Below are 20003 nucleotides of genomic sequence, written 5' to 3' on the forward strand. Positions count from 1 at the left end.
GCCGGTCTGATGGTGGAAGGCTTGACCGACATGACGACGCTGGAGCCGTTCCAGACCCGTTTCGTGCAACCGGCCGCGGCGATTGCCGGCTGGACGCTGGAAACGGCGGGGCGCGTCAGCTTGCTCGATGTCATGAAGAATGCGCACCCGACCGTGCTGATCGGCGTGTCCGGACAGGCGGGCGCTTTCAGCGAGGCGATCGTGCGCGAAATGGCGCGCCATTGCGCGCAGCCGGTGATCTTCCCGCTGTCGAATCCGACCTCGAGCTGCGAAGCGCTGCCGCAAGACCTGCTGGACTGGACCGACGGACGGGTGGTGCTGGGCACCGGCAGTCCCTTCCCCCCGGTCGAACGCGACGGGCGTCCGTTCAAGGTCGACCAGACCAATAACTCTTACATCTTCCCGGGTGTCGGTCTGGCCGCGATCGCGCTCAAGCTGCCGTCGATTCCCGACAGCCTGTTCATGGCGGCTGCGCGCGCGCTGGCGTCGATCTCGCCGGCGCGGGCCAATCCGCGGGCCAATCTGCTGCCTCCGGTCAGCGATCTGCGCCGTGTGTCGTATACCGTCGCGCTGGCGGTGGGTTTGCAGGCGCATCGCGAAGGCCTGCTCGATGCCGCGCTCGGCATCGACGAGATCGAAGCCCTGATCCGGGCCAAGATCTGGGAGCCGCGCTACCCGACCATGCGCCATGTGGCGGCGGCAGACGACGGGCGTTGATCCGCTGCGCTTGGCGCAACTCGAAACCGGATTTTTCTTGGTATGATGGCTGGCCTGCGGCGGAGACGCCGTGGCGCCACGCCGGATTTCCGACACGATTTCCCCCGCTTGCGGAGGACCGTGCGGCGTGTGCCGCGACGGTCTGCACGCGTTTCCGGGGGGAATCTAGAACATGGGCACGTTAATTTCGATGGTTAAAGCGGCGTCGTTCCGGACGCGGTCGTTCTTGTTGTTGCTAAGCGTTTCCCTCGTCTTGTCGCTGATTATCGGGCAGTACGTCTTCAGTCGGATGGAAGACAGTCTCTATCGTCAGATCGGCATTCGCGCGCTGGTGCAGGCCCAGGAAATCGCGGTCATGCCTGATGTCGTTGCGGCAGTCGGCAAGGGTGACGTTGCGGCCCTCAAGCATCTGATTCTTCCCCTCAAAGCGCAGTCCGATGCCAGTTACATTGTCATAGGCGATGCCGCCGGCCGGCACTTGATGCACACCGATCCCGCTGTCAACGTCGGCAGCCCGATGCAGGGCGGCGACAACTATGCCGTTCTGAGGGAAGGGCAGAGTCGGGTGACGCTGAAGCGGGGCACGCTCGGTCTGTCGTGGCGCGGCAAGGCCCCGGTGCGCGATGCGGCCGGACGGGTCATCGGCGTGGTGTCGGTCGGCTATTTCCAGTCGCGCATCGAGCGCTGGAACCGCTCCCAGTTCATGCCCCTGTTCGCCATGTTGCTGGCGGTGCTGACCGCGCTGTTTTGTTGCGCCTGGCTGTTTACCCGCAGCATCAAGAAGCAGATGTTCAATCTGGAGCCCCTGGAAATCGCGCGCCTGGTCCGGCAGCAGGAGGCCGTGTTCGAATCGATCTATGAAGGCGTGTTGTCGCTCGATGTCGATCGGCATCTGACTGCAATCAACCGAGCCGCGCGCGATATTCTCGAGTTGCAGCAATCCGCGTCCGAATTGCTCGGAGTCTGCCTGGATGAGCTGGTTCCCGATTGCCCGTTCCTGATTGCGGCGGATGGCCAGGGCGACAAGAAAGACGAAATCTGTCTGTTCAATTCGGTGCAGGTGATTGCCAGTCGCGTCGGCATCCATATCGATGGCCGCCCTCAGGGCTGGGTGATCAGTTTCCGCCGCAAAGACGACATCAGCACCCTGAGTCTGCAACTGAGCCAGGTCAAACGCTATGCCGACAATCTGCGCGTGATCCGGCATGAGCATTTGAACTGGATCTCGACCGTGTCCGGTCTGTTGCACATCAAGGCCTATGATGAAGTGCTGAAGCTGGTCCAGTCGCAGTCAGCCACACATCAGAAAGTGCTGGACTATATTTCGATGACGTTCGGCAACTATCATATTTGCGGGTTGCTGATCGGTAAATATTATCGTGCCCAGGAGCTGGGGCTGGAGCTGGAATTCGAGTCGGGGTGCTGTCTCGACGCCTTGCCCGATGTCCTGACCGAAGTCGAATGGATGTCCATCATCGGCAACCTGCTGGATAATGCCTTCGACGCGACGCTATCCAGCGGCTACCCTGAGCGCCAGATCGTGCTCTACATTTCTGATGTCGGCGACGAAATGATCGTCGAGGTCGCGGACAAGGGGCGCGGCATCGCTCCGGCGGTGCGCGACACGCTGTTCGAACGCGGCGTCAGTACCAATGATGGCGCCGACCGCGGCATCGGACTCTATCTGGTCGGCAGCTACGTCAAGCAGGCGGGAGGGACGATCACCGTGGAAAACAATATACCCTACGGCACGGTATTTACCGTTTTCGTGCCTAAAAGGACGCAGAGCAATGCCTAATATCGATGTGCTTATTGTCGAAGATGAAACTCGGCTGGCCGAAATCCATGCCGAGTTCATCCGCAAAAACAACCGCTTCCGTGCCGTGAACGTGGCGTCCAATCTGTCGGATGCACGCAAGATGATCCAGGTGCTCAAGCCCAACCTGTTGCTGCTGGACAATTACTTGCCGGACGGCAAAGGCATTGAACTGCTCGAGGACATCGTCTCCTGCGACTACCCGACCCGGGTGATCTTCATCACGGCTGCCAGCGATATGGAAACATGCAGCAAGGCGATCCGCTACGGTGCGTTCGACTACATTATCAAGCCGGTATCTTACGAACGTCTGCAGATGACGCTGGATCGCTACATCCGTTTCTTCGATTCGCAGCAAGCGAAGGATCATGTCAACCAGCATCATGTCGACGAGCTGTTCAACCTGCAGTCGAAAGATTTTCGCAGCGAGAAACACACCAAGGGCATCGAGGAGCTGACCCTGCAGCGGATCAAGGATGTTTTCATTGCCAATGCGGACGAGCACACCACCGAGAGCGTGGCGCGCACGATAGGCATCAGCAAGACCACCGCACGGCGCTATCTCGAATTCTGCGTCGAGAACCGTTTTCTGCGAGCCGAGATTTCATATGGCCGCATCGGCCGTCCCGAGCGTGTCTACAAGAAGCAGGACGCATCGGACTGAACGCGGCGGTGGGGCGTACGGGCAGCGCAGGGACCGGATCAGGACGGAGCCGGCGTTTTTCCCTCGGCCTTGCGGGCTTTTACGTGTTCGATGACTTTGCGGCAAGGAACGTCGAGCGTGCTTTCGTGTTTTTCCAGACAGGCTAGAATGCGTCCGTCCCCGGAGGGAACGTTCGGGCAGTACTGCCTGATGTCGGGCTTGCAGGCGCGAATGGCGCGCAGGGTGGCGGGCCCGGCTTCGGGGGCGTCGGCGCCGTGGGCCGACAGGCTGAGCAGGGCCAGCAAGGTGGCGCCGCCTTTCATCACTGAATACTTCATCTCGCTCTCCATGAGAAAGTGGTTCGGGTTTTCGTGATGATAAGGGATGCGGGCTGTCTGACATTTGCCTGTTCGGACAGTGGCCCGGACGCTCATTCGGGCTATAGTCGAAGATTGACGCAAAAAGGGGCGCTCCCATGAAGCGCCCCTTTTGCCGTGCATGCCGTATTGAATCCTCGCGCGAGCGATATCAGACGTTTTCGCGCACGAGCCCCTCGCTTTCGGCGCTGCCTGCCGCCGCCGGCTTGATCTGCGGCGGGCCGACGAAGCGGCGGCGTTCGAACAGGAACCAGCCGCCGACCAGCAGCACCACACTGGCAATGGCATAGTTGTCGATGATGTCGTTGGGCGGTTGCAGTGCGATGAAGATCAGTCCAAGCACGCCCAATACCGTGATGGCGGCAAAAGGTTTGGACAGTGCGCCCAGGCGGAACGGACCGAAATCGGTCCAGGTTTTGCCTTCGGCGAACAGCCCGGCGGCAATCGGCATCGCATAGGATACGTACAGGAACATCGCGCAACCGGCCGCCAGGGCGGTAAAGGCCGGCGAATACAGGGTGGCGGCAACGGAGAGCACGGCCACGGTCCAGACGGCGTTTACCGGGGACTTGTAGCGCGGACTCACGCGACGCAGCCAGTGCGAGCCCGGCAGGCCGCCATCGCGGGCAAAGGCAAACACCATGCGCGAGGTCGATGTTACACAAGCCAGCGCGCACAGATAGTTGGCGACAACGATGGCGATGTAGAGCGTCGATTTGAGCGCAACGGGAATCGGCAGGCCGGCCAGCAGATTGAAGACCACGCTCCCGCCATCCTTGGCGGCGGCTGCCGGATTGTGCATCGCGAGCACGAAAGAGCAGATCAGGATGTAGCCGAACAGAACCGACCACAGTACGGCATGCAGCATGCTGCGCGGAACGGTGACCTTGGCGTTGACGGTTTCCTCCGCCGTGTGGGCGGAAGCGTCAAAGCCGGTAATGGTGTACATCGGCAGCAGCAGACCCAGTGCAAAGGCCATCAAGCCGCTACTGTGCGGAATCACGTTCCCGCCGGGAGCGCCGCTGTTGTTGACGAAGGTGAACAGGCGCGACACATCCAGCACCGGGATGCTGTAGAACATGATCAGGGTCAGTATGACGGCGACGGCCAGGATCAGGTAGCCCGAGAAGTCGGTCAGCTTGCTGGTCACGCGGATGCCGATATGGTTGAAAACAGCCTGGCTGGCCGTGATCAGGCTAACGGCCAGCGCTTGTTGCCACGGGCCCCAGTGCGAGACGTCGATGCCGAAGACCGGCGTCAATACCAACTGCGAGAACAAGGTGTAGACGCCGACATTGACCGACGCCACCACGAAAATCAGCCCCAGGAGATTGACCCAGGCTGTGGCCCAGCCCCAGCCGCGACCGCCGAGGATGGAGGACCAGTGGTAGAGACCGCCGGCAGTCGGGTAGGCCGAGGCGATCTGGGCCATGGCCGCGGCCACGATCAGCGCGAAAGCGCCGCCCACCAGCCAGCCGACCCCGATGCCGAAGCCACCTGTGCTGGAGAAGCCCGCCTGGAACGACGTGATGCCCCCTGCCAGAATGCAGATGGTGGAAAAGGAGATGGCAAAGTTGGAAAAACCGTGCATGCGCCGCGCCAACTCCTGGGTGTAGCCCATTTTGTGCAACTCGTGCGCATCGGCATCGGTAAGCGATTTGACCTCTGGTGTCTTGTCTGACATGGATACACCTCGTCTGTAGCGAAATATGAAGGCGTTGGGCGATAATTCGCAACGCACTGCGTGTTTACCTGCAACAAGCGTGCCACGCCGTTTTCGGGGCTTTACGCGATTTTTACTTGACTTCTGCACAGGCAGGGTAAAAAAAGGGGCGCCATTGTTGTGCACTGCACCAGCGCCGGGCATGTGCCGTGGCTGGCGCTTGACGCCGGATGGCCGCGAGACGGCGCGCCGGGGCTGGCGGCAGGCATGATTCATGCTGGCAATGGCTGACACCATTAAGGGCGGAGACCAACTACAATGGCTTACTTCAGTAGCATCGGTGTCAAACGCTATCGTTTCGACGACTTGAAAACCCTGATGGCCAGAGCCACTCCCGAGCGTTCGGGGGATTGTCTGGCCGGCGTCGCGGCGGAGTCCGCGGAAGAGAGGATGGCTGCGCGTCTGGCGCTGGCCGATGTTCCGCTTTCCACTTTCGTCGAACAGGCGCTGATTCCCTACGAAAGCGATGAAGTGACGCGCCTGATCATGGACAGCCATGATCGTGCGGCTTTCGCCGAGATCGCCAGCCTGAGCGTGGGGGAACTGCGCGACTGGTTGCTCGGCGATGCGGCTGACAGTGCGGCCCTCGCCCGTGTCGCGCCGGGTCTTACGCCCGAGATGGTGGCCGCCGTCAGCAAATTGATGCGCAACCAGGATCTGATCCTGGTCGCCGCCAAATGCCGGGTGGTGACCCGTTTTCGCAATACGATAGGCCTGCCGGGGCATCTTGCGGTCAGGCTGCAGCCGAATCACCCCACCGACGACCCGCGCGGCATCGCCGCCTCGATGCTGGACGGTCTGCTCTACGGTTGCGGCGATGCCGTGATAGGCATCAACCCGGCTACCGACAGCCTGTCGGCTCTGGCTACGCTCGAACATCTGCTTGCCGATGTCATCGAGCGCTACCGGATCCCGACCCAATCGTGCATCCTGACCCATGTCACCAACTCCATCCAACTGATAGAGCGTTCCGTTCCGGTCGACCTTGTGTTTCAGTCCATCGCAGGCACCGAGCGAGCGAATGCGGGCTTTGGCATCAACCTCGCCATTCTCGACGAAGCGCACCAGGCTGCGCTGTCGCTGGAGCGCGGTACGCTAGGAGACAATGTGATGTACTTCGAGACAGGGCAGGGCAGCGCGCTGTCAGCCGGCGCCCATCATGGGGTGGACCAGCAGACCTGCGAGGCGCGCGCCTATGCCGTGGCACGTCGCTACCGCCCCTTGCTGGTGAATACGGTCGTCGGCTTCATCGGTCCCGAGTATTTGTATGACGGCAAGCAAATCATCCGCGCCGGCCTCGAAGATCATTTCTGCGGCAAGCTGCTCGGACTGCCGCTGGGGTGCGATGTGTGCTACACCAATCATGCCGAAGCCGATCAGGACGATATGGATACGCTGCTGACCTTGCTCGGCACGGCGGGGGTGAATTTCATCATGGGAGTGCCGGGAGCCGACGACATCATGCTCAATTATCAGAGCACATCCTTCCACGACGCCCTGTATCTGCGCCGCGTACTGGGTCTCAAGCGCGCCCCCGAATTCGAACAATGGCTAGTCGAAATGGGAGTGGTCGATGCGGGGGGGCGGCTGTTGCCGGCATCGGCCAGCCACCCTCTGTTGGGCGTGATGCCGAAGCAGGAGGCCGCATGAGCGATATCTCGCAACAGGACAGCTGGCAGAAACTGAAGTGTTTTACCGCTGCGCGCATTGCCCTCGGACGGTGCGGCGTGAGCCTGCCGACCCGTGAAGTGCTGCGCTTCGGCATCGCGCATGCCCAGGCGCGCGATGCGGTGCATCTGCCGTTCGATGCGGAGGCCCTGGCCGCGCGGCTGACGGCGCACGGTTTTACGACACTGATGGCGCAGAGCCAGGCCTGCGACCGGCCGACCTATTTGCGGCGTCCCGATCTCGGCAGGAAGTTGGCTCCTGCCGCGAGACAGGCGCTGTGTGCCGCGGAGACTTCTTGCGATCTGGTTTTCATGGTCGGCGATGGGTTGTCCTCGCGTGCGGTGCACGAGCAGGCCGAACCCTTTCTGATCGAAGCGCGCTCGCGCCTGGAGAAGGAAGGCATTTCGGTGGGGCCCGTCGTGCTGGCGCGGCAGGCGCGGGTGGCCCTCGGCGACGAAGTGGCCGAATGCCTGCAGGCAAAACTGGTCGTGGTGCTGATCGGTGAACGTCCGGGATTGTCTTCACCCGACAGCCTGGGCTTGTATCTGACCTGGCAGGCGCATGTCGGCTGCAGCGACGCCGATCGCAACTGCATCTCCAATATCCGCGGCGCGGGCCTGTCCCATGCCCTGGCGGCGCAGAAAATGACGTGGCTTGTACTGCAGGCGCGGCATCTGGGGTTGAGCGGCGTCAACCTTAAGGACGAGAGCGATCTGATCGAGGCGCAGTGACGATGGCGTGCCGAAGCGGCCGGAGCGCATGTCTTCAACTCCGCTCGCACAGGTATAGCGTGTCTGCACGCCAGAACGTGACGTAACGTTCCGGGCACGGATGCACCTTCAGCGTGCAGCCGCCGTGCAAGCGCGCCTTGAGCAGCGGCAGCCCGTCGACGGGAACGGCAGGGTAGCCGTGTTCTACCGATAACATCAACAGTGCGCCGGGGTCCAGCTCGGCGCGTCCCCCGACCGCGATCAGGTCGGCCGCGCGAACCTTGCCGTCGGCCAGTGCGATGCCCAGCGATGGCGCCCAGGCGCCATTGGCGCGCACGATCAGGTCGCCTGCAATGGCGACGCGCCCGCTTCCCGCCGCCTTTGCATGGACGATGGAGAAGCGGCTGCCCAGGTCCAGTGCCGCGAGCCGTCCCCTGTCTGCCAGCCGCAAGCTCTGCCCGGTTCCGCCCTGGGTCGCCACCGGCGTGGTGGGCGAATCGGCCATGACGACCGAACCGTGAACGACTTCGAGACCGGAGGGGAGGTCGAGCGGGCGGATGAACTCGATGCCCCCCGTCGCACAGGCAAAAACCAGCACGACAGCCGGCCCAGTCAGGGTGCCGCGCTGTACCGCGCAACCTTCCGGAATCAGTAGACGCACGCGCTGATAGCATTCGACATCGCTGATGCAGTCGGCTCCCGGGTGATAGACAAAGCTTGAGTCGGCGGCGGCAAGCGGGGCCGCACCGAGGCTCATACGGCCATCGATGGTCCTTCTGCATCGTCGCAGCAGGGTGGCAAAACGACTGGGGTCGGGTAGCGGGTCGCGGCCGGGGCGGTCGATGCCGGGAACGGGGGCCAGCCAGGCATTCTCCCTTTCATCCGCCATGGCGTTCTCCCGATGCGCCGCGCCCGATCTGCCTGAGGTAGAGCGTAGAGGCTTGCCATTCGAGGTACAGGCCTATGGTAGCGATCAACTCGGGCGCCGGACCGTGGATATGGCCGGACACGGTCAGCAAGGGCAGACCGTCGACCGGAATCGGCAGTCCTAGCATATAGTTGTCCAGAGCCAGGCTGGCCCCTCTGTCAAACCGCGCATCGCCGCCGATGGCGATGTGGTCGGCGGCGACGACGGACTGCGACTCGGAATCGAGTACAAGGCTCAGGCATAACAGGCCCGAGGCGCTTACATCCAGATCACCCAGAATGCAAAGCGTCTGGGCGGCCGGATGACACCCCGTGCTGACGCCCAGTTTGCCTGTTTCCACGCGTACGGAAGCGATCCGCGTTGCACAGATCAGGGGGCCGTACAGGGTGAACGGCGTGCGCGCGGCATCTCCGCAGACCAGCAGGCTTCCTGCGCCGGTGACGAGCACCCCGGCGGGCAGGTCGACATTGCAGGCCAGAATGGCCTGGCCCTTGCCGGGTGGGGTGGAGACCGTCAAACGGGCTTCCCCGCTCAAGTCTCCGCTGTGCACGGCTTCGGTTTCGACCGCACCGAAGTTGAGGCTGCCGGCGCGAATCCACTCGATGGCATCCTCGCACTGTCCGGAATCGGGGTAGATCAGCGCCGCGCCGTCCGCGACGACGGGGGCGCTGCCGAAGTGCCCCGTCGGCGGCACCGATGTGCGCCCGCTGAGCAGCGTCTGGCTGCGGTTGAAAACATGAAGGGTGTCGCCGACCCAGTCCGTTCGATACCACTGCGGCTGAGGCTGGACCACCAGCCGCCCCGCATGTGTGCCCTTGCACTGCAGCACGGGCAGACCCGTCGCAGGGAAGACGAGAGGGTGAGGGCTGTGCGCGAGCTTCAATACGGCGCCCTCGTCCAGGGTGGCATCGCCGTCGACACGCACGATATCGCCCTGATAGCTGATGCCGTCATCGCGCGGGGGGGCGAAACTGGGGGCGAAAACGGCGGTCTCGCGCATGCGCAGATTGCGCTTGATTTGCAACTGCCGGTGCCCGGGCTCGCCCTGGGTGAGCGCGAGGCCGCTGCCAAGATCCAGCGCCAGCAGGCAGCCCCGGTTGCCGAGGTAGAGCTGCTCTGCGCTCCCCTGTGTCGTGACCGGCGTTGTCGGCGCCGAGGGCAGGGAGACCGAACCGCGTGTAAGGAAGAGGCCGGCCGGCAGGTCGGGGGCGCTGCCGAATTGCAGCATGCTGGCGGGGTTGACGGATAGGCTGACCTCGCCCGGGCCGGACAGGATGCCGCTGTGGCTGGCGTTGCCGTTGGGAACCTGCAGCTGGACCGTACTGTAACAGGCAATGTCGCTGGTGCAGTCCGATCCGCTGGTATAGACGAAGGTCGTGAAAATGGCCGCTATCGGCGGCTCGCCCACGCCCTGCCGCCCGCAGAGGGTGACGGTCTCGTGCCCATACAGGGTTTTGTAGCGCCTCGCCAGCGTCCGATTCGCGTCGCTTGACGCGTCGAGCATGAATGTCGGCTGCCGGTCCGGGCAGGGTTTCAGCGCCGGGCTGAGGTCGGACATGCGTCTCCCTCCTCGTGGTCCTGAGTTGATTTGATACATATGGTGACAATAGTTTATGTATAGTATTGCAAACAGGGCCAAACGGACAGTAGACGACAGACAAAGCGACAGCTAAGGCGGGATCAATCGGACAAAGGGGGCGTGGCGGAGCCCGCGCCGCCCCCTGCATGGTCAGGAAGCGGCGCGAGCCGGGGAGGCTCAGTCGCTGGAGAGGATTAGCAACAAGTCGTGGGCATTGACGGTGCTGCCGCGCTTGGCGACGACCTCGCGCACGGTCGCGTCGTTCTCTGCCCGCAAGACCGTTTCCATCTTCATGGCTTCGATCGACAGGAGCGGGTCGCCTTTCTTGACCTTCTGTCCGGGTTTGACTGCGACCATCACCACGATGCCGGGCATGGCGGCTCCGACATGGTTCGGGTTGCCGATCTCTGCCTTGGGGTGGTGGCTCTTGGCCGTCTGACCGGCGACGCCGACGCGAACGGCCCGCGGTTGGCCGTTGAGCTCGAAGAACAGCTTGACGCAGGCTTCTTCGCTCAGATCGGTCCGCCCCTGCAAAAATAGCAGCAAGGTCTTGCCTTGTTCGATCTCGATGGCAACTTCCTGCTGCTCCTGGAGACCGTAGAAAAAGGTCGGCGTCGGCAGGACCGAAACGTCGCCGAAGCGGGCCTCATGCGCGGCGAAATCGCGGAATACCTCCGGATACATCAAGCTGGACGCGAGCTCCTGTTCGCTGACCTTGCGACCGAGCTGCTTCTCCAGTGCCTGATGTGCGAGGACCAGGTCGACCGGTGGCAGCAGCTCGCCGGCACGGCCGGTCAGTGGCGCCTGGCCGGCGAGAACCTTCTTCTGCAGTTCGGCCGGGAAGCCGTCCGCCGGGAAACCCAGTTCGCCGCTGAACAGCTGAACCACCGACTTGGGGAAGGCGATTTCGCGTTCCGGGTCCAGAATATCCTCCGGCTTGAGGCCGTTGGCGACCATGTACAAGGCCATGTCGCCGACGACCTTGGAGGTCGGCGTAACCTTGACGATGTCGCCGAACAGCTTGTTGACGTCGGCGTAAGCCTGGCAAATCTCGGGCCAGTGCGAATCGATCCCCATCGAACGGGCTTGCTCGCGCAGATTGGTATACTGGCCGCCGGGCATTTCATGCACGTAGACACTCGACGTGCCGGAGCGCATCTCAGACTCGAACGGGGCGTAGTAGCGGCGCACCCCCTCCCAGTAGTTGGAAATGGAAGCGATGGCCTCGCGCGGCAGCAGCGGGTCGCGCTCGCTCCCTTCCAGAGCGGAGTTGATGCCGCCCAAGCTGGGTTGCGAGGTCAATCCGCTCATCGCGTCCATCGCCGCATCGACGGCGTCGACGCCGGCATTGATCGCGGCCAGCACGCTGGCCGATGCGATGCCGCTGGTATCGTGGGTATGAAAGTGGATAGGGAGCCCGGTTTCCTGCTTCAGCGTCCGGACCAGCGTCTCGATTGCACGCGGACGGCATACTCCGGCCATGTCTTTTATGCCTAGAATGTGGGCTCCGGCGCGTTCGAGCTCGTGCGCCATGTCGACGTAGTACTTCAAGGCGTACTTGGGGCGCGAGGCATCGAACAGGTCGCCGGTGTAGCAGATGGTCCCCTCGCACAAGGCCCCGTTTTCGCGTACCGCATCCATCGCCACCCGCATGTTGTCGACGCTGTTGAGCGAGTCGAATACGCGGAATACGTCCATGCCGGCCGCCGCCGCCTGCTCGACGAAGTGACGCACGACATTGTCGGGATAGTTGGTGTAGCCGACCGCATTGGATGCGCGCAGCAGCATCTGGAACAGGATGTTGGGCACCGCTTCGCGCAGCGTGCTCAGACGGTGCCACGGGTCTTCCTTGAGGAAGCGCATCGCGACATCGAATGTGGCACCGCCCCAGCACTCGAGCGAAAACAATTGCGGCAGCATCTGGGCGTAGTAGGGCGCGATATTCAGCATGTCGCGCGTCCGCATCCGGGTCGCCAGCAAAGACTGGTGCGCATCGCGCATTGTCGTGTCGGTGATCAGTACGCGCGGCTCATCCTTCATCCAGCGCGCGAAGCCTTCCGCGCCGAGCTCGCGCAGACGGTCGCGGGTGCCCGCTAGCAGCGGGGCGGTCAGGTCGACGTGCGGGCGTTGCGCCTCGGGCATGTGGCCGGATGGCGCCGCACGGCCCTTCATCTCGGGATTCCCGTTGACGGTGACTTCGGCGATGAAGTTCAGCATGCGGCTGGCGCGGTCGCGACGCTTCGGAAATTTGAACAGCTCGGGCGTCGTGTCGATGAAACGCGTGGTGTATTCGCCGGAACGGAACAAGGGGTGGTTGATCACGTTCTCGAGGAAGGCGAGGTTGGTCGACACGCCGCGCACGCGAAACTCGCGCAATGCGCGATCCATGCGCAAGATGGCCTCGGCCGCATCTGGCGCCCAGGTCGTCACCTTGACGAGCAGGGAGTCGTAGTAGGGGGTGATCACGGCGCCGGAATACGCCGTGCCGCCATCGAGGCGCAGCCCGAAACCCGCCGCGCTGCGATAAGCGGTGATGCGGCCGTAGTCGGGCGTGAAATTCTGCTCCGGATCCTCGGTGGTGATACGACACTGCAAGGCATGACCGTTGAGGCGGATGTTCTCCTGTCGCGGTATGCCGCTCGCACCGTCTCCGATGCGCTTGCCTTCGCTCACGTGAATCTGCGCCTTGACGATATCGATGCCGGTGACTTCCTCGGTCACGGTATGTTCGACCTGGACGCGCGGATTGACCTCGATGAAGTAGAACTTGCCGGTGTCGGCGTCCATCAGGAACTCGACCGTACCGGCGTGAGTGTAATTGACGGCCCGGCCTAGCTTGATTGCCGCGGAGCACAGGGCTTCGCGCGTGGCCTGGTCAAGCAGCGGCGACGGCGCGCGCTCGACCACTTTCTGATTGCGGCGCTGGACCGAACAGTCGCGCTCGAACAAGTGGACGAGTCCGCCGTGTTTGTCGCCCAGCAGCTGGACTTCGATATGGCGCGCGCGGCGCACCAGTTTTTCCAGATAGACCTCGTCGTTGCCGAAAGCCGACAGCGCTTCACGCTTGGCAACGGCGACCAGATTATTGAGATCATCCTCGTTTTCGATGACCCGCATGCCGCGTCCGCCCCCGCCCCAACTGGCCTTGAGCATCAGGGGATAGCCTATCTCGGCCGCCATCTGGCGCACGCTTTGCATATCGTCAGGCAGGGGCTTGGTCGCAGGCATGACCGGAACGCCGGCGGCTTCGGCCACGTTGCGTGCGGCGACCTTGTTGCCCAGCGTGCGCATCACTTCGGGCGTCGGTCCGATGAAAATGAAGCCGGCCTCGGTACAGGCCTCGGCAAACTCGGGATTCTCCGACAGGAAGCCATAGCCCGGGTGTATGGCATCGACTTTGGCAAGGCGCGCGATGCGCAGGATTTCCTGGATGTCGAGATAGGCTGCGATCGGTTTTTGACCGTCGCCGACCCGATAGCTCTCGTCTGCCTTGAAGCGGTGCAGAGCGAAACGGTCCTCGTTTGCATAAATTGCAACCGTTTTGATGCCCAGTTCCGATGCGGCACGCATGACGCGTATTGCGATCTCGCTACGGTTTGCGATGAGTATTTTATTGATTTTCATAATACGTCCTGGATGGGAAGAAAATCGTTCTGCGTCGAACCGGATGGCTCAACGCAGCGGTTTGATGTCGCTGCGGGTGACAGACGAGGCGTGCCGCGGGGCGATCGCGGTTGAGGTGTACTTAAATAGGTAACGATATATCAATGGCATATTCTCTACTATGGTCGGCCGTTCGGTATTCATGCCGCTGCGGCTGGCCGGTTCCCTTGTGATGGATGATTTTTTTATGTTCTAAACTTGTGTCATACCTGTGCGAAGCTGTCAAGACTTTGGCCGTTCCGGATGCCGCGTTGCACCATCGCGGCGCGCCGCGGTGCGAGCGAATCTCACCAACCTCATAAGGCATGTCGCATTTCAGACATTTGGTCGCATTATCGCAAATATTTGCGACGAGCGGGGCTTTGCATGCAGACCGACACGGCACGGTCCGCCGTATGGGGCCGCCATTCACGCCGTCATCGTGTCGGCGGCCGGCGACAGCCGCTCCGGCCGGGCCGCCAGATAGCATAGAAAATCGGCCGCCGGCAGCGGGCGTGCCAACACGTAACCTTGTACTTCGTCACACTTCAGCTCGCGCAAATAGTCCAGTACGGCCTCCTGTTCCACCCCCTCTGCAAGGGTTTGCAGCTTGAGGCTGCGCGCCATTTCGATGATGGCCTTGACGATAACCGAGTCCTCTTGCGAGGCGGTCAGGTTATCGATGAAAGAGCGATCTATCTTCAGCTTGTTGACTTCCAGCCGCTTGAGATAGGCGAGGCTGGAGTAGCCGGTTCCGAAGTCGTCTATGGATAGCCGCACGCCAAGTTCGCGCAGCCGGTGCATGGTGGCGAGCACCATTTCTGTCTGCGTGAGCAAGGTGCTCTCGGTCAGCTCAAGTTCCAGCAGATGCGGGGGAAGTCCGCTCTCATGCAGCGCCGCCGCAACGGTCTGTTCGAGGAGGCCGCGCTTGAACTGGATGGCCGAGATATTGACCGCAACGACGAGCGGCTCGGGGTGGAGGGCCTGCCATTGCACCGCTTGCCGGCAGGCCTTGCGCAGCACCCATTCGCCCAGCGGCACGATCATGCCGCTGCTTTCCGCCAATGCAATGAAGTGCGCGGGCGGGATCAGTCTGCCGTTCGCATCCTTCCAGCGCACCAGGGCCTCGGCCCCGATCAGGCGATTGTCTGCGAGCCGCAGCTGCGGCTGGTCGTGCAGGACGAACTCGTTGTTCTGCAGACCGTCGAGGAAGCTGCCGCGCAGATGCAGGGTCTGATGCTCCAGACGGCCCATCGCCGTTTCGAATGCACGCCAGGTATTGCGGCCAGCATCCTTCGCCTGGTACATCGCCGTGTCGGCTTTCTTGACCAGTGTCGCGAAATCCGGTCCGTCATCGGGGAAAAAGCTCGCACCTATCGAGACCGACGCCGACAGCGGGTGCGGTCCGACCCGGTAGGGCTGCGCGAGGGCCTGAAGCAGCGACTCGATCTGCGCTGTCGCGGCCTTTCTGTCGGTCAGCTCTGGCAGCAGAACGACGAATTCGTCGCCGCCGACGCGGCTGACGGTGGCATCCTGAGCCACATGCTGTTGCAGCCGGTCGGCAACCGCCTGCAACATGCGGTCGCCGCTTTCATGGCCCAGCGTGTCGTTGATATGCTTGAATCCGTCGAGGTCGAGAAAAAGAACGGCGATCGAGCCGCCGGGCTCCTTTATCTCGGCGCAATGGTGCGCGAACCGCTGCTCGGCCAGCAGCCGGTTGGCCAGCGAAGTCAGCGGGTCGTGGTGGGCCAGAAATTCGATACGCGCTGCATTGCGCCTGGCCTCTGTGACATCGTTGAAAAACAGGACGGCGCCGATCCGCTGGCGACCTCTCATGAGAGGGTAGGCGTTGTATTGCACGGGCAATGCCTGGCCGGCACGGCCACGGGAAGGCGTCAGCGCTATCCGTCCGCGTAAAAATGCCCGCCAGCGGCGGGCATCGGTATGGAGAACGGGGCAGGCGAAATCCCGTCCGCCCGAGCCGTCTCAGTCAAGCAGTGTCCACTTGGCGCCTTTGAGCTGGTACAGGGTCACGGTGCCGTCCTTGACATTGCCCTTGGCGTCGAAGGCAAGCTTGCCCGTTACGCCCTGGAAATCCGTCTTCGGCAGTTCGGCCAGGTATTTGGCCGGCGAGGCGGACCCTGCGCGCTTCATCGCGGCGATCAGCACCCGGGTAGCATCGTAGGTATAGGGCGCATACGCCTGTATTTCGGCATTGAAGCGTTTCTTGAACTTTTCGTTGAAGCTGGCGTAGCCGGGCATTTTTTCCTTGGCGGCACCGGCGGTCGATGCATAGCTGCCTTCGGCATCCGGACCGGCCAGTTTGGCAAATTCAGGCGTATTGATGCCATCGGCGCCCATGAACGGGGTAGCCATGCCAAGCTGCTTCATCTGCTTTACCATCGGGCCGGCCTGGGCATCCATGCCGCCGTAGAAAATCAGATCGGGTTGCGTGCCCTTGATCGAAGTCAGGATCGCGCGGAAGTCGGTCGCGCTATTGGTCGTGAACTCGCGCTTGACGATCTTGCCGCCTGCCGCTTCAATGGCCCGGGAGAAGTCATCGGCCAGCCCCTGGCCATAGGTGGTGCGGTCGTCGATGACGGCGACCTGTCTGGCCTTGAGCTTGTCGACGGCAAAACGGGCCAGTGCCTGTCCCTGTTGCTGGTCGTCGGCGATGATGCGGAAGGTGTTCTTGTAGCCCTGGTCGGTAAACTTCGGACTGGTCACCGAGCCGGAAATCATGGGAATGCCGGCATCGGAATAAATGCGCGATGCCGGGATCGCGGCGCCTGACGTCAGGTGGCCGATGACGCCGGCGACGGACGCATCGACAAAGCGCTGTGCAACCTGGGTGGCAACTTTGGGGTCGGCCTGGTCGTCTTCGGATACGATTTCGAAGCGCGCTTTTTTACCGTCGAGAACGATATTCTCGGCATTGGCTTCTTCGGCGGCCAGCTTGACGCCGTTGTCGGCGTCATGGCCCCAGTGCGCGAACGGACCGGTCAACGGATTGGCGGAGCCGATCTTGACGACGGTTTCGTCGTTCTTGGAGGAGGCCTGATCCTTGGCCGGATGGCAGGCGCTCAGTGCCAGCACGCTGGCGGCGATGAGGGTGAGACGGATGGTATACATGGTGATGCCCTGGTTATTGTAATGATTCAACGACGTGGGTCACTCGCCATTCACGCTTGTGGCATTGCAGCAGTCACGGACACGGGGTCGGTATCCGTTCATGCCGGCGAATGGATACAATCGCCAGCATCGACCGCCCCATTTTTGTGCCGGTGCACCATTTTCGTCAAGCCTGCACGGAGGCAAGCTGCGCTTCGTGTGATCGATATCAACTACCGGGGCGCTGCCGTGGCAAAGGCCGTGGGCCGAATTTTTGCTCAATACTGTTATTATCATCAAAATATTTATGCAAGAAGCAATACCTGCCGCCGGGCAAGTATCGGTTCCCGAATTCAGGGGTGGGGCGGGCTAGCATGCTTAGAGGGATACTCGTATCGTGAATCGCCAGGCGGCACGTATTGCAACGATCTATGCTCTTAGCGGCGCGATCTGGATTCTGCTCGGCAACGAGCTGCTGTCGCAGTGGGTGAAAGGGGGCGTCGTACTGACGCGTCTGCTGCCTTCTGTCGGACTGTCGTTTGTCTTTGTCAGCGCCCTCCTGATCTACGTCCTGACCCTGCGCGGATTGCGGCGGCAAGGCCAGGTCGAGAACGAATTGTTCCGTCACGACGAGAGATGGCGTTTGGCGCTGGCGGGGGCCGGAGATGGCATATGGGATTGGGATGCGACGAGCGACGCCCTGTTTCTCTCCACGCGTTACAAGGAAATGCTGGGTTACGATGAGGACGACTTCCCTAATGTCATCGGCAACTGGGAGGCGATTCTTCACCCCGAGGACCGCGAGTTCGCGATACGCTCCATCAACGATCATCTGAGCGGCAGGACGCCGCTGCACTATGCCGAATTCCGTTTGCGCTGCAAGGATGACAGCTGGAAATGGATACTTGGCCGCGGGCGGGTCGTCGCGCGCGATAGCGAAGGACGACCGCTGCGTATCGTCGGCACCCATACCGACATCACGGTGCTCAAACTCGCGCAGCAGGCCTTGCAGACGACCGAGAACCAGATGCGGGAACAATTCGACTCGCTGCCGACCGCCATGCTGCTGCTCGATGCCGATAGCGCACGTATTGCGGACTCCAACTTCGCCGCGCAAAGCCTGTTCGGCTACGATGCGGCGGCGCTGCACGAGATGAGCCTGGCCGATCTGACTGTCTGGCCCGAGGTCGTTCTACCCTTGCCTTGCACGAGTGCCAGTTTCGAGGCCCGTTACCGCCGGAGCGACGGTAGCGTCATGTGGGCCGACGTTTGCGCTGCGCCGCAGCGCAGCGCGGACGGTGCCGTCGCTCGGCTGTCGCTCGGCATTCTCGACGTGACTGAGCGCAAGGCCGCGCGCGAGGCGGCGGCGGCCAGCGATCGGCGCTATCGCGAGTTGTTCCAGAACATGCTCGATGGCGTTGCGCATTGCCGCACGATCTATCGCGGACGGGCCGCGGTGGATTTCGAGTTTCTGGGGGTGAACGCCTCGTTCTCGCGCCTGACCGGGTTGGTTGATGTGGTCGGCCGCCGCGCGAGCGAGTTGATTCCTGGCCTGCGCGGTAGTTGTCCGGCGCTGTTTGCCACGCGCGGCCTGTTCAATGAGCAGGGGGCCTCGGAAAAGCAGGAAATCTATGTCGAAGCGCTGCAGCGCTGGTATTCGATAACCCTGTACAGTCCCGCGCCGGACGAATTCATCGCCGTATTCGAGGATATTTCCTTGCGCAAGGCGGCCGAGGAGCGCAGCGACTTCCTGGCCTTTCACGATCCGCTTACCGGTTTGCCAAACCGGCGCCGGGTTCGCGAGCGTCTGGAGGACGACTTGCGGCTGGCCCGTGAGGATGGGGGGGCGGTGACCGTCTTTTTCATCGACTTCGACCATTTCAAAACCATCAACGATTCGCTCGGCCACGCCGTCGGCGATGTTTTTCTGCAAACGGCGTCGCGACGTCTGCAATCCAGCCTGCGCGACGGCGATACGCTGGCGCGTCTGGGGGGCGACGAGTTCCTGCTGGTGCTGAAGGGCGTCGCCGATCGCGCGACCCTCGCGCGCCGCGCCGATGACTTGATCGCACGCATGGCCGAGCCCTTTCGTCTCGAGCAGCACGAACTCTCGCTGTCGGCATCGATCGGCATTGCCTGTTGTCCTGGCGATGGGGAGGACTACGATACCTTGCTGAGCAAGGCCGACGCGGCCATGTTCAGCGCCAAGGAATCGGGGCGCAACGGCTGGTGTTTTTTCGATGCCAGCATGAGCGCCGATGCCGACAACTATCTGGCCATGTACGCCGGACTCCACCGTGCACTCGACCGCGGCGAGTTCATTATCGAATATCAGCCCCAGGTCGAGCTGGGGACCCGGCGCGTGCTGGGCGCCGAAGCGCTGGTGCGGTGGCGCAGCCCGGAGCGCGGGCTGTTGTCGCCGGAACGCTTCATCGGCGTGGCGGAAACCAGCGGCCTTATCGTGCCGATAGGGGCATGGATCTTGAATGAAGTGTGCCGGCAGGCCGTGATCTGGCGCAAGTCCGGCCTGCCCGGCCTGGTGTTGGCGGTCAATCTGTCGGCCGTCCAGTTCCGGCGCGGCGATCTTGAGCGCACCGTGATCGATGCCCTGGCCACATCCGGTCTCGACCCTTCCGCGCTCGAGCTCGAACTGACGGAATCCACGCTGGTCGACGATACGGAAAACGTGCTCCTGACCTTGTCGCGCTTGCGCGAGCTGGGCGTGCGCCTTTCGATAGACGATTTCGGAACGGGATATTCGAGTTTTACGTATTTACGCCGCTTCGTGATCGATAAAATCAAGATAGATCAGAGCTTTATCCGTTCAATGCGCGTCGATCGCAATGATGCTGCAATTGCGCACGCCATTATCAAAATGGCGCGCATAATGGGGGTGCGCACCCTTGCCGAGGGGGTGGAAGACGAAGCGGTCGCCGAGATGCTGCGCACGTTCCGCTGCAATGAAGCGCAGGGATTTCTTTATGGCCGACCCATGCGCGCGGATGATTTCACCCACTTTCTGCATGAGGCGACGAGCGGCGAGAAGGCATGACGGCGGCGGGGCACGGTTTTTGGCCTTGCTCAATACC

The 20003-nt window shown here is 62.3% G+C and carries 13 protein-coding genes; 6 read left to right on the top strand and 7 right to left on the bottom strand.

The features are described 5' to 3' along the window. The 3 genes from G520_RS0112525 to G520_RS0112535 all read left to right on the top strand — a co-directional run. Positions 1-717: malic enzyme-like NAD(P)-binding protein (locus G520_RS0112525; protein ID WP_028535964.1), on the top strand; the 717-nt coding region annotated here is incomplete at its 5' end. A 172-nt stretch (positions 718-889) separates the two neighbouring features. Next, a complete protein-coding gene (locus tag G520_RS0112530) occupies positions 890-2515 on the top strand; it encodes an ATP-binding protein (protein WP_211222825.1) in 1626 nt (541 codons plus the stop codon). Beyond that, positions 2508-3197, top strand: coding sequence for a response regulator (locus G520_RS0112535; RefSeq protein ID WP_028535966.1), 690 nt, complete (start codon positions 2508-2510; stop codon positions 3195-3197). Before G520_RS0112530 ends, G520_RS0112535 begins: the two co-directional genes overlap by 8 nt. A 38-nt stretch (positions 3198-3235) precedes the next feature. Here G520_RS0112535 and G520_RS25220 read toward each other — a convergent pair whose 3' ends face one another. Continuing rightward, entirely contained in the window at positions 3236-3514 is a 279-nt protein-coding gene (locus tag G520_RS25220) for a cysteine rich repeat-containing protein (protein WP_036666266.1), read from the bottom strand. Positions 3515-3704: 190 nt separating this feature from the next. Further along, entirely contained in the window at positions 3705-5237 is a 1533-nt protein-coding gene (locus G520_RS0112545; protein WP_051229371.1) for an amino acid permease, read from the bottom strand. Positions 5238-5534: 297 nt separating this feature from the next. Here G520_RS0112545 and G520_RS0112550 point away from each other — a divergent pair, with 297 nt between their 5' ends. Together G520_RS0112550 and eutC are read left to right on the top strand one after the other, a co-directional pair. Next, complete coding sequence (locus G520_RS0112550; protein WP_028535968.1) at positions 5535-6926, top strand: ethanolamine ammonia-lyase subunit EutB; 1392 nt, start codon at positions 5535-5537, stop codon at positions 6924-6926. Beyond that, positions 6923-7675, top strand: coding sequence for an ethanolamine ammonia-lyase subunit EutC (gene eutC / locus G520_RS0112555; protein ID WP_028535969.1), 753 nt, complete (start codon positions 6923-6925; stop codon positions 7673-7675). Before G520_RS0112550 ends, eutC begins: the two co-directional genes overlap by 4 nt. 34 nt (positions 7676-7709) lie before the next feature. Here eutC and G520_RS0112560 read toward each other — a convergent pair whose 3' ends face one another. The 5 genes from G520_RS0112560 to G520_RS0112580 all read right to left on the bottom strand — a co-directional run bounded on the left by G520_RS0112560 (position 7710) and on the right by G520_RS0112580 (position 16935). Next, positions 7710-8543, bottom strand: a complete 834-nt coding sequence (locus tag G520_RS0112560) for a hypothetical protein (protein WP_028535970.1) — start codon at positions 8541-8543, stop codon at positions 7710-7712. Then, complete coding sequence (locus G520_RS0112565) at positions 8533-10140, bottom strand: hypothetical protein (RefSeq protein ID WP_028535971.1); 1608 nt, start codon at positions 10138-10140, stop codon at positions 8533-8535. Before G520_RS0112565 ends, G520_RS0112560 begins: the two co-directional genes overlap by 11 nt. Positions 10141-10338: 198 nt before the next feature. After that, the gene (locus G520_RS0112570) at positions 10339-13785 is read right to left on the bottom strand and encodes a pyruvate carboxylase (protein ID WP_036666268.1); all 3447 of its coding nucleotides are present in this window, start codon (positions 13783-13785) and stop codon (positions 10339-10341) included. Between the two features lie 447 nt (positions 13786-14232). Then, entirely contained in the window at positions 14233-15639 is a 1407-nt protein-coding gene (locus G520_RS22720; RefSeq protein WP_051229372.1) for a putative bifunctional diguanylate cyclase/phosphodiesterase, read from the bottom strand. A gap of 150 nt (positions 15640-15789) precedes the next feature. Then, positions 15790-16935, bottom strand: coding sequence for a branched-chain amino acid ABC transporter substrate-binding protein (locus G520_RS0112580; RefSeq protein WP_028535973.1), 1146 nt, complete (start codon positions 16933-16935; stop codon positions 15790-15792). A 376-nt stretch (positions 16936-17311) separates the two neighbouring features. Here G520_RS0112580 and G520_RS24030 point away from each other — a divergent pair, with 376 nt between their 5' ends. Further along, on the top strand, positions 17312-19966 hold the full coding sequence (locus G520_RS24030; protein ID WP_051229373.1) for a sensor domain-containing protein: 2655 nt from the start codon (positions 17312-17314) through the stop codon (positions 19964-19966). Positions 19967-20003: the final 37 nt, after the last annotated feature.

Origin of the sequence: Paludibacterium yongneupense DSM 18731 (assembly GCF_000422925.1) — a bacterium.
GTDB lineage: Bacteria > Pseudomonadota > Gammaproteobacteria > Burkholderiales > Chromobacteriaceae > Paludibacterium > Paludibacterium yongneupense.